The organism is Sandaracinobacteroides sayramensis (genome assembly GCF_022014495.1).
Lineage (GTDB): Bacteria > Pseudomonadota > Alphaproteobacteria > Sphingomonadales > Sphingomonadaceae > Sandaracinobacteroides > Sandaracinobacteroides sayramense.
Genome location: NZ_JAKLSQ010000010.1, coordinates 324,141 through 333,390, shown reverse-complemented (window position 1 = coordinate 333,390; position 9,250 = coordinate 324,141). Strand labels below are relative to the sequence as shown.

Below are 9,250 nucleotides of genomic sequence, written 5' to 3'. Positions count from 1 at the left end.
GGACGTGTGGGATCGGGGCGATCAGGCCGGATGGCCGGGACCGCCGGACGCATCGGGCGGGAGATAGGCGTCGTAGGGATTGTCGGTCGTCGCCAGATGGCCGAACGGCGTCATCACATAGCCGGTCTCATCGCGCCCGACGGCACAAAGGACGTAGCGGACCTCGCCGGTCGCGGCGTCGTTGCATTCGAGCAGCGCGAGATCGTCGTTTCGCGCGGCGCGCAGCAGGGTCTGGAAATTCTTGCGGGCATGATCGGGGATGGCCATGGCCGTCTCCTGAATGTGGGATGGATTTCGCGGCGTGGGCGACTTGGCCCGGTCAGGCGGCGCGGCGCTCGCAGTCCTGGCGAAGGCCGAGATCGAACGCCATGAGACAGTCGGCTTGCGGTTCGAGACGCGTGAAGGCGCCGGTGAGATCGTCGATCGCGACCCGTGCCCGCGCGTCGCCGGGATCGTGGTCGAGACGAAAGATCACGGGAATGATGTCGGCGGTCATCTCCGGGTAGAGGGTGCGCACGATCAGCGTCTCGATCTTCTTGGCGAGCAGTGCGATCCGACCCGAAACATTCATCCGGTCGCGGTGCGGCTGCGCGGCATAGTCATCGGGCGCGATGATCTGCGCGAGGCGGACCATCGCCGGCGGGCCGGATGTCCTGGGCGCCTTGATGGGCGTGACGAAGGCGCGGCGCGCGTCATGGATTTCGGTCGCGGGGACCAGCGCGCGATATTCGTAGAAAGGCAGAGTCCCCGCGAGGCGGGTCCGGAAGGCGATGATGTCCATGGTGTGTCTCCTGCGGCGTCGCGCCGGTGCGGGATGGGAAGTCGGACGGCGGCGATCACGTCACGCCACCGCATCCGCTTCCTTCTCCCTCCCTCCTCCACCGAGCCGTCGTTCGAACGACGCGATGATCGCTGTGGGGTCGGGCGCGGGCGTGTGCCCCTGGATTTCGGACCAGAGGCGATCGGGGTCGGCGAACTCGGGGGTGAAGACGGGGCGGCCGAGGAGAAGGTTCATGCTTTTCGCGAAATGATCGAACGGCATGCAAAGACGGTCCTGCCGGATCTGGAAGATGGCCTGCTGTTCGGGCGTCATCGCCTTCCAATGCTCCTCCTGCGCGAAGCGGATCGCTTCCTCGCGGGTGAGTTGCCGCGCGGCGAGGCGCGGTTCGGATTGGTTCTGGGTCATGTGCTGCTCCTGCTCGGTGGGTGAATCGGGGCTCAGCGGCCACGCGCGGCCTTGAGGTCGAGGAGGTCCGCGAAGCGCGCCGAAACGGCGGGGCCGTCGGGAAAGCGGTTCTCCAGATGATGGCGGGCGAGGATCGGCGCGCGGGCGGCCGCGATCCGGTCGGCCTCCTGCGGGGTCGGCACCCGCGGCGGCCAGCCTTTGACGAAGCGGAGCCCGGCGGGCATGGCCGCCTCGATGCGCCGTCGCGCCTGGGCATCGGCCCTTGCACGGACGAGATCGGCGCGAAGGCCGTCGCTCAGCAGATGCGGGGCAATGTCCGCGAGCCAGCGCGCCGGCTGGAAGGAAAAGGTCGAGTCCGCCTCGATGGCGACAAGATGACGGTAGAGGCCGACATTGCGTGCCGCCCGCGCGGCAGCGCGCAGGTCATGCCGCGATGCGAGGACGCAGAAGGCGCACGACAGGCGGGTGGAGCCATAGCGGCAATAGGCTTCGTGCAGCGGCAGGCCATGCGCATCGTGCGCGCCGAACACGTCGGCGGCGGTCCAGTCGACCAGCGGGTGCCAGTCGAGGACACGGGTGCCGGCTACGTTTCCGGGCTTGGCGAACCGCTCGTCGAGGCCGGAGACCGGCGTGCTGCGGCGCGCGAGGCTTTCTTCGCGGCGCAGGCCGATCACGCAGACGATGGTTTCGCCTCGAAAGCGCCGGACCAGCTCGCGGCCGATGACCTGGACCTTGAGTTCGGACGTGCAGAACCGCAGCGACGACGAGGACCAGGGACCGATCAGATTGTAGGTCGCGAGCGCTTCATAGCGGGCCTTGCCGCTCGCGAAGCGCTGTTCCCAGCGCGCGACCATATCGCCGGCGCGGCGGCGGACGACGATAAGCGGGATGCCGAGATGGCGGGCGATCCGTTCCACCGTGGCGGGGGTCGAGGTCCATTCGGCGCGGCCGAGGTCCGCATGGATCGCGATGCGGCGGTCACGGGGATGACCGAGCCGGTCGAGCAGCGCCATCGCGGCATGGCTCGCCGCCGTCGAGTCCTTGCCGCCCGACAGGTTGAAGGCGAACCAGGCGTTGCGGCCGATGGCATCGATCACGAGCGGATCGATCGCGGCGGGCGGCAGGACGCAGCCCGTCGGGGGAGAGGTCGGGATGAACATGATCGTCCCCTGGACAGGGCCGGGTGCGTCCGGCGGGATCAGAGCTGCGTGACGAGGATTTCGGCGGCGCGGCGCAGCGCGGTCTCGTCTTCCGCGCGCAGGATCAGGGCGTCGGGATTGGCGGCGAGCACCGCGCTTTCGACCTTTTCGCGGCCGTGGCGGCGCAGCGGATAATGGTAGATCCGGCCATGCTCGACCGTCACGACATGCGAGGGCAGCAAGTCTTTGAGACGCCGATATTCCAGTTCCCGTGTCAGCAGCATCCAGATTTCGGATTCGAGATCGGGGTCGAACCGCACGCCCTCGACGGTCCTGGGCTGGCGGTTGGTTTCGAGCCAGGCATTGACCTCATCCTCGCTCCACCGGCCGGCGCGGTCGATGATGTCGGCGCCGCCGAGGCCGTGATTGCGCGTGTGGAAGGCAAGCTGGCCGTCGATCCAGACTTCGGCGGCATAAGCGGTGGAATCATGGGACAGCGCCTCGCAGAAGGCGATGTTGCGTAGCTCGATCTGCATGACGGAAACTCCGGCTGCGCTCCCGCATCGGAAGCACAAACCTCCATCTCCCTCCCCTCCGCTGGCGGCCGCCGTGACAGGCAACCGCCAGCGGGCGTCGTCATTCTCCGAGGCCGTCGAAGAATGTGCCGTCATTGCCGAGCGCCAGCAGTTCGTCCCGCAAGGCGGTCGGAGCGATTGCCTCGAAGCGTCTGGCGCTGATCGTCCCGACAAAGGCCCCGTCGTCCATTTCGCGGGCGATATCGGTGAGGTTGAGGTCGTCGAGCCGGTCTGCGTCGTCCTGTGTGGCGAGCAGCGTGATTTCCAGGGTGACTTTGCAGACGGCGGGCGGTGTCCCCGGCTCGCCTGCCAGATCGCGAAGGATGGGCGTCAGCGCATCGTTGATGCTGAACAGCAGGGCGGCACGTTCGTCGGCAGTCAGGGCCGTGAGCAGCCGGTCGGGAATCGTCTCGAAGGATGCGTGCGAGGCATTGTCGACCAACTGGTCGAGCTGGGCGTCGATCATCATGGTCTCCATCGGTTGGAGGTTGGCTCGGGAGGCGCGGGCTCAATCGGCGTGGAAGACTGCCTCGGCGTCCGGAAAAGCGCATTGGTCGAACGCGGTCACGGGGCCGTAATCCTGATGCCGGACCACCTCTTCGATGAATGAATGCTGCGGATCATATGTGTCGTGAAAGGCGTCGATTGCGGCGTCCTCGTTTACGGCCTCGACCTCTTGGACGTAGCACACCCACATCGCTCGGCGCTGCCGGACGAAGTAGCGGTTGGTCGACGGCAAGCACTCGAAAACGCTGTTGATCGTTTCGTCCATGTCGGCAGCTTCGAATTGCTCGACCGCATGGCCGTGGTCTTCTGCGTCGCAGAGCCAGAACTGGTTCTGCTCGCCGTAGCAAATGAGATATTTCTTCATGGTGGGAATCTCCTGCGTAATGATGGAGGCGAGCGGCCGCGCGCCGGAGCGCGACCGCTCGAAATCGGCTGCGGGCTATTCGGCGGTTGCGGGGACCGCGGCGGCCGGATTGATCACGACGCGCGCCGCGAGGAAGGCGGCGAGGCAGTCCTGATCGGTGAGATCGTCCGCCTCGCCGGTGCAGGCCCGCGCGAGACGAAGCCAGGTCGGACGGTCGAACAGGCCGCCCGGCAGACGATAGAGCGGCTGTTCCGGGTCCAACGTGCAGTTCGGGATCAGCCCCCCGGCGGGCAGGCTGGCGTCGGGATCGAAGGCGAAGATGGTCGCCGCGTCATATTCCGGTTCACTGAGCGTCACGATGATATTGGGCAGGTCGGAGACGAGCTGGAGCCCGCGCGCGAGGGCATGATTGGCGGATTGGGCCATGATGAAGCTTCCTTGTCGATGGAAAGGCGCACCGGCGCGGCCGCGGAGGCGGGTCCGCGCCGGATGTGCCGAGGTTATGGGATGGATGGTGCCGGAGAGATCCGGCGGGTCAGGCGAGGCTCAGCGAGAGGTTGCCGCGCGTCGCGGTGATTTCAATGCTGCGGCCTTCGGGGATGAGCCAGAGGAGATGCTCGTCCACGATATCCTTGAGCTGCTGGATGAGCGCCTGTTCCTCGTCGAGCAGCAGCGTCAGCGCGAGGGCGCGGGCCTGCTGCTGGAAATCATGATGCTGGGTATACCAACTGTCGCAATCGTTATCGTCGACAAAGCTGAAGCAGCAGGCTTCGAGAGCGTCCGCGAGACGGGCCGGTTCGACCTCGACATCCTTGCGGAGCAGGACGACGGCCTCATCGAGACCGCCATAGTCGTCGCAGCAGATCAGCAGGTCGAGCGGAAAGCTGTAGGTGTCGAGCGAAGCGCCGGGCTTTCCGGAAACGGCCACCATCAGCCGGAGCTTGATGTCTTCGACCCGGCCGGATTCCACGGACTTGGGGATTTTGCCCGTATTGCCGTAGCGATGGCGCGTGCCGTCGATGTCGATGATGGCTTCGATGTCCGCGAGGCGCGGCAGCCGGTCATACCAGTCATAGCCTTCGAATTTCGGCTGGGCGTCGACCGGCGTGCCCCCGAACGGATTGTCGTCGGTGAGAATGTGGTCAAGCGCCTGTTCCATGTCGACGCTCTGGGGCGGCACCAGAAACATCGGCTGGTCCATGATCAGGTCGCTGAAGGAAACCGCTTCACTGTCCGCTTGCCGCGCGTTCCACTCCCAGAGTCGCGGGGCGGCTTCGGGCAAGGTGATGCCGAAGAGGCGCGCGCGCTGCCACGTCTCGAACGATAGCCGATGTTCGTCCCGTGTGGAGATGGTCTGGAATATGGCCCATTCGGCGGCGGTGCGCAGATCGTCGAGCGCGGGGCATTCGACCATTTCCTTTCGCGCGGGTAGGACAAGCTGGAGATCGGGAGCGTTCACGATGTCGATCTTGACCTGCCATCGGGCCGTTTCGCCGACCTCTTCGATCACCGGGAGCGTGCATGGGACGGTGACGCCGTGGAAGTTGATCGTCGGGCTGGTAGCGTCGCGCTCGCCCTCCTGAAAAATGCCGATCAGGCACCCGTTCCACCCGATGACCTTGACCGCGCCGTCGAGAAAATCGCTTCGCTCGACGGGTTGGCCCTGGAAATAGACCGGCAAGGGGAAATGGCGGGCCGCGGCCGCGACGGCACGGTCGAGACCGTCCCGCCATGCGTCCGAAAGCGCGACCTGAAACTCGGTGCCGACGGGGATGTCGTCGTCTTCGATCAGTAGCGGGATCTGGCCGCTCCAGGCTTCGGGCGTGATGGTGACGCGCCAGCCCATGAGCGAGCCCGGCGTGCGGGAGCGGACGACGACATGCTTGCCGGCGAGACTGAACACCCCCATCCCGGCTGGATCTTCGCGATGGGCGATTTCGTCGTCCCAGCCTGAAGCGCCGAGCGCGAGCAGAGTGGCGGGATCGGCAATGCCGGCGCCGTCGTCGCGGACAATGAGCGTCGGCTGGTCGTTGAGGTGCCGTCTCCTGACATGGACCTCGGTCGCGCCGGCCCGGCGCGCGTTCTGGAACATTTCGCTGAGGCCGTCACGGACGGAGCCGTTGAACAGGCGTGTGACCTTGGTCAGGAGAGCGGGACTGACGCTCGGCTGGATCGTTGCGGTTTTTGGCATGGAAGGTCTCCGGGTGAGCGGCAGACCATCCACCGCTTCCCTCATCCACCACCTCCTCCCCTCCAGCGCGGACCGGGCGAGACGGATCACCGCCGTCGGGACGGTCTCGGACGATCCCGATGAACGTCTGAAACGGGACCGGAGACTATGCCGAAACGATCCATGCGCTCGATGCGGGCGGCAGGTCGTGATCGGGTGTGTCTTGCGGCGATCCAGACCGCATCATTCTCGGTGGAGACGGCGCAGGAAACCGCGTGTTCGCCGAAAATCGCAGATGGCTGGGCTTCGGGGGCTTACGCTTCCGGCCATGCCGCGATAGGAAACGCGGACCATGACAGACCGGACTATGTTGCCCTCGATGGCCGAACCTGAACGCTGCGATCGCATGGATCGGGCAGACCGATATATCGGCCGCGAAACGCTCTGGTCGACGCACAAGGCGCAGGAAATCGGCGGCCGAGCGCTGGACCACTATGCCGGCTGGGCGTGGTGGTCCGTTCCCGCGCCGGGCCATAAGCAGTCCGGTCTCCGCTGGATGATCCGACGCTACCGTTTGCGCCGCTGGATGAAGGCGGGCGGCATTCTGGTGATCGTCGGGGCGCCGCGCAGCGGGAAAACCTGTTTGCTCGAACGCCTCGGCCTTCGGATCGTCAACAATGCGCGGCCGCCCGTTTTGCGGGATTCGCCCTTCACCCATGCAGATTTGCCGTCGTCGGGCCTGTTCGCGATCGACGACACTTATGACCATAATGGCGTCGATATCGTGCGGGTGCTTGGCGATCCGGCGCTCCAAAGCCGTGGCTTTGCCCTGGTGTTCCAGACGGCGGAGGCGTTCCGCGGGTTCGACATCTGGGACTTTTTCGCCAGTCGCAAGCTGCTCATCCTCGAACTGTCGCAGAGTGGCGCGTCCGGGCATGGCCGCTTGGTCGACTGGGCGGATTTCGCCGAAGCGTGGGCGCAGCAGGAGCAGGCAGCGGCAACGCGCTGAGGTTGTCGTCCGCGGATGCCCGCGCTGCTCATGTCCTGCAAAGCGGCAGTCGCTCCGCGATTTCCTTGTCCGAGAGGCATTCGAGCAGCTTGATGACCGTGCCGACGCCGGGCTCATAGACGAGGATGGCTCGCTTGCCGCGATCGGCGGGCGGCCAGGCATCGGGATCGGCTTCCCCGGCGATGCCGCGATAGTCGGAATGCGTTCCCTTCCAGATGGCTTCGAGCTTTTCGGCGCGCGTCATCGTGTCGGGAAGCGCCGATTCATGGGCGAGGATGGCCGCGCGCATGGTATCGGGACTGTTCCGGTCGGACAGGTCGCAATAGCCGTGAAACCAGCGTTTCCGGTCATGGACGACGATCTCGAAATAGACCGATCCGACGGTGCCGGCGACCAGCTCGGAGGGGGCGAACATATCGTGGCGCATGAGCCGGAGCGGCAGCCGGTCGAACATTTCCTCATGGATGTCATGGGTGATCTCGAACCAGCGGCCGGCATGGGCCTTGCCCGAACGAAGATCCTCCGCCGAGCCTTCGGGCGGCATATTGAGCAACTGGAAAAATTCTCCTTCGCCAGCGATGCCGTCATGGATTTTCACGAATGCCGGATTGTTTGGCATGGGGCTTACTCCGCATTGGAGGGGATTGGCCTGGGTGCGGGCCGGCGGCAGCGCCGGTTGCGCCGCCGCCGGGTGCCGATCCAGTCTTGCAGGGGTCTCAGACCGTCGTGACCGCCGCCTCGTCCTCGGCCGGACAGGTGACGCTCATGGTCGAACACCGATCTTCGGGATGCGCGTCGAAATAGATCGAAGCCACCGCTTCGGCGGGGAGTGTCTTCGGGTCGCGATGGTCGTGGATTTCGCACCAGTAATCCCGGCAGAACGCGGCGACCTGGGCCGCGAGCGCCTTGCGGGTAAGCGCCACATAGACGTCGCCGCCGTGGCGATGACTGATCTGCGCGATATGGATCTTGACAGGCCAGGGAGCGCCATGCTTGCGCATATGGTCTTCGGCGCAAGCGAGATCCTCGATCAGGTGGCCGACCTCTTCCGCGTCGAGGTCGCCCGGCGTTTCAAGCGCCGCGCGGGCACGGGTCAGCAAGTGCGCGTGATCGCGCATGGTTGTCCGTAACATGGTTGGAGTCCTTCTCGGATCGGGAGGGTTTTTAGGGGGTGTGGTCGATCGCGCGGCGCGTGAGGTCGGGAATCTGCCCGTTATTGTAGGGGCTGTCGTCGGCCAGAGCGAAGGCCAGGCATTTGGCGGCGGGCCAGTCGATGGCTTCCACCGTGTAGGTCTCGGTCGCGAAAAGCTCGAACGCGCTCAGGAACTGGATTTCGACGACGAACCGGGTCGGCCTGGGCGGGTTGGCCGCCAGCATTTCGGTCTCGACTCTCAGAATATCCTCGATTTCGGATCGCATCGTGTCGATCTCGGGATCGAAGTCCTCGAAATGCTCGTCTTCCGGGCAATGCTCGCAGATATAGTCCGACAAGGCATGGAAGGCCGTGTCGAGCGCCGCGACGCGAGCGCGGGCCGGGTCCGGGGGACTTGCATCGTTGCCGGAGACAGGACCGTCGCCATCCTGCTGCGCGGGCGGCCAGTTGGCAGGCAGGACCAGCCATTCGGGCCGGTCGCAGGCGATCGGCATGGACTGTTCGCGCGCTTCCGCATCGCTGTAGATGTCGGCGCTTTCGAGCGAGCCGAAGCCGTCTTCGTTATTCCAGAAGAGAAGCCCGTCCTCCTTGTCGCGAATGGTGAGGACATAATGCCGCTCTGCGGTCGAAATGCCGGTCATGCCGCGTCCCTCCCTTCGGAAGGCGTTTCGCCGACGATTTCCAGGCGCAGGCCACCATGGGCATTGCGTGCCATCCAGGCCTGTGCCGAGGCCATATCGGGGGCGAGATGGAGCAGCTCGTCGTTGCCGGTGAAACTGGTCAGCACGCGGACCATGCCGGGCGCCGGTTCCTCGACGATTTCGAAATGGAGCGTGCAGTCGATCCGCCAGGTGATGTTGGACATCATGACGACGACGCCCTCGCTGCTGAAATCGCCCATGCGCAGGGCGAACTCGGAAGGGGGCGAAAAGGCGCGCTCGGGAACCTTCTGGACGAGGCGGCCTTCGCCATTGGTCTGCTGCCAGAGGGCGAGCTTCCTCCTGAACCGTTCGGGCGGACGCGGCTTGCCATCGGAAAAGCGAATCAGGGCGCTGAGCACCGCGTGATGAAAAATGTGTCGGGCAGTAGCCATTGGGTTTCTCCTGAAAAACGCGAAAGCCCGGCGCTGGGGCCGGGCTTTCGCTGG

Annotated in this window: 14 protein-coding genes; 1 reads left to right on the top strand and 13 read right to left on the bottom strand. The window is 65.4% G+C overall.

From position 1 onward, the window contains the following. Positions 1-21 precede the first annotated feature (21 nt). From L6Q21_RS09765 to L6Q21_RS09725, 9 genes are all read right to left on the bottom strand, one after another. A complete protein-coding gene (locus L6Q21_RS09765; RefSeq protein ID WP_237830556.1) occupies positions 22-267 on the bottom strand; it encodes a DUF6117 family protein in 246 nt (81 codons plus the stop codon). 52 nt (positions 268-319) lie between these two features. Then, positions 320-781, bottom strand: coding sequence for a hypothetical protein (locus L6Q21_RS09760; RefSeq protein WP_237830555.1), 462 nt, complete (start codon positions 779-781; stop codon positions 320-322). Between the two features lie 60 nt (positions 782-841). Continuing rightward, on the bottom strand, positions 842-1,186 hold the full coding sequence (locus L6Q21_RS09755; protein ID WP_237830554.1) for a DUF7736 domain-containing protein: 345 nt from the start codon (positions 1,184-1,186) through the stop codon (positions 842-844). Between the two features lie 32 nt (positions 1,187-1,218). Further along, positions 1,219-2,346, bottom strand: a complete 1,128-nt coding sequence (locus tag L6Q21_RS09750; RefSeq protein WP_237830553.1) for a phosphoadenosine phosphosulfate reductase domain-containing protein — start codon at positions 2,344-2,346, stop codon at positions 1,219-1,221. Between the two features lie 38 nt (positions 2,347-2,384). Then, positions 2,385-2,861: a hypothetical protein gene (locus L6Q21_RS09745; RefSeq protein WP_237830552.1), complete on the bottom strand. Its 477-nt coding sequence runs from the start codon at positions 2,859-2,861 to the stop codon at positions 2,385-2,387. A gap of 100 nt (positions 2,862-2,961) precedes the next feature. Beyond that, positions 2,962-3,369 carry a hypothetical protein gene (locus L6Q21_RS09740; RefSeq protein ID WP_237830551.1) on the bottom strand — a complete coding sequence of 136 codons (408 nt, stop codon included), beginning with the start codon at positions 3,367-3,369 and terminating at the stop codon, positions 2,962-2,964. Positions 3,370-3,408: 39 nt separating this feature from the next. After that, a complete protein-coding gene (locus tag L6Q21_RS09735) occupies positions 3,409-3,771 on the bottom strand; it encodes a hypothetical protein (RefSeq protein ID WP_237830550.1) in 363 nt (120 codons plus the stop codon). A 75-nt stretch (positions 3,772-3,846) separates the two neighbouring features. Then, positions 3,847-4,197, bottom strand: coding sequence for a hypothetical protein (locus L6Q21_RS09730; protein WP_237830549.1), 351 nt, complete (start codon positions 4,195-4,197; stop codon positions 3,847-3,849). A 109-nt stretch (positions 4,198-4,306) separates the two neighbouring features. Next, a complete protein-coding gene (locus tag L6Q21_RS09725) occupies positions 4,307-6,007 on the bottom strand; it encodes an ATP-binding protein (RefSeq protein WP_237830548.1) in 1,701 nt (566 codons plus the stop codon). 340 nt (positions 6,008-6,347) lie between these two features. Between L6Q21_RS09725 and L6Q21_RS09720 the strand changes: the two genes are divergently transcribed. Continuing rightward, positions 6,348-6,950, top strand: a complete 603-nt coding sequence (locus L6Q21_RS09720; RefSeq protein WP_237830547.1) for a hypothetical protein — start codon at positions 6,348-6,350, stop codon at positions 6,948-6,950. A 28-nt stretch (positions 6,951-6,978) separates the two neighbouring features. Here L6Q21_RS09720 and L6Q21_RS09715 read toward each other — a convergent pair whose 3' ends face one another. The 4 genes from L6Q21_RS09715 to L6Q21_RS09700 form a co-directional block, all read right to left on the bottom strand. Continuing rightward, positions 6,979-7,569 carry a DUF1419 domain-containing protein gene (locus L6Q21_RS09715; RefSeq protein WP_237830546.1) on the bottom strand — a complete coding sequence of 197 codons (591 nt, stop codon included), beginning with the start codon at positions 7,567-7,569 and terminating at the stop codon, positions 6,979-6,981. A gap of 97 nt (positions 7,570-7,666) precedes the next feature. Further along, the gene (locus tag L6Q21_RS09710) at positions 7,667-8,068 is read right to left on the bottom strand and encodes a hypothetical protein (protein WP_237830545.1); all 402 of its coding nucleotides are present in this window, start codon (positions 8,066-8,068) and stop codon (positions 7,667-7,669) included. A 46-nt stretch (positions 8,069-8,114) separates the two neighbouring features. Beyond that, entirely contained in the window at positions 8,115-8,744 is a 630-nt protein-coding gene (locus L6Q21_RS09705; RefSeq protein WP_237830544.1) for a hypothetical protein, read from the bottom strand. Then, complete coding sequence (locus L6Q21_RS09700) at positions 8,741-9,196, bottom strand: hypothetical protein (protein WP_237830543.1); 456 nt, start codon at positions 9,194-9,196, stop codon at positions 8,741-8,743. The genes L6Q21_RS09705 and L6Q21_RS09700 overlap by 4 nt, the downstream gene beginning before the upstream one ends. Positions 9,197-9,250 lie beyond the last annotated feature (54 nt).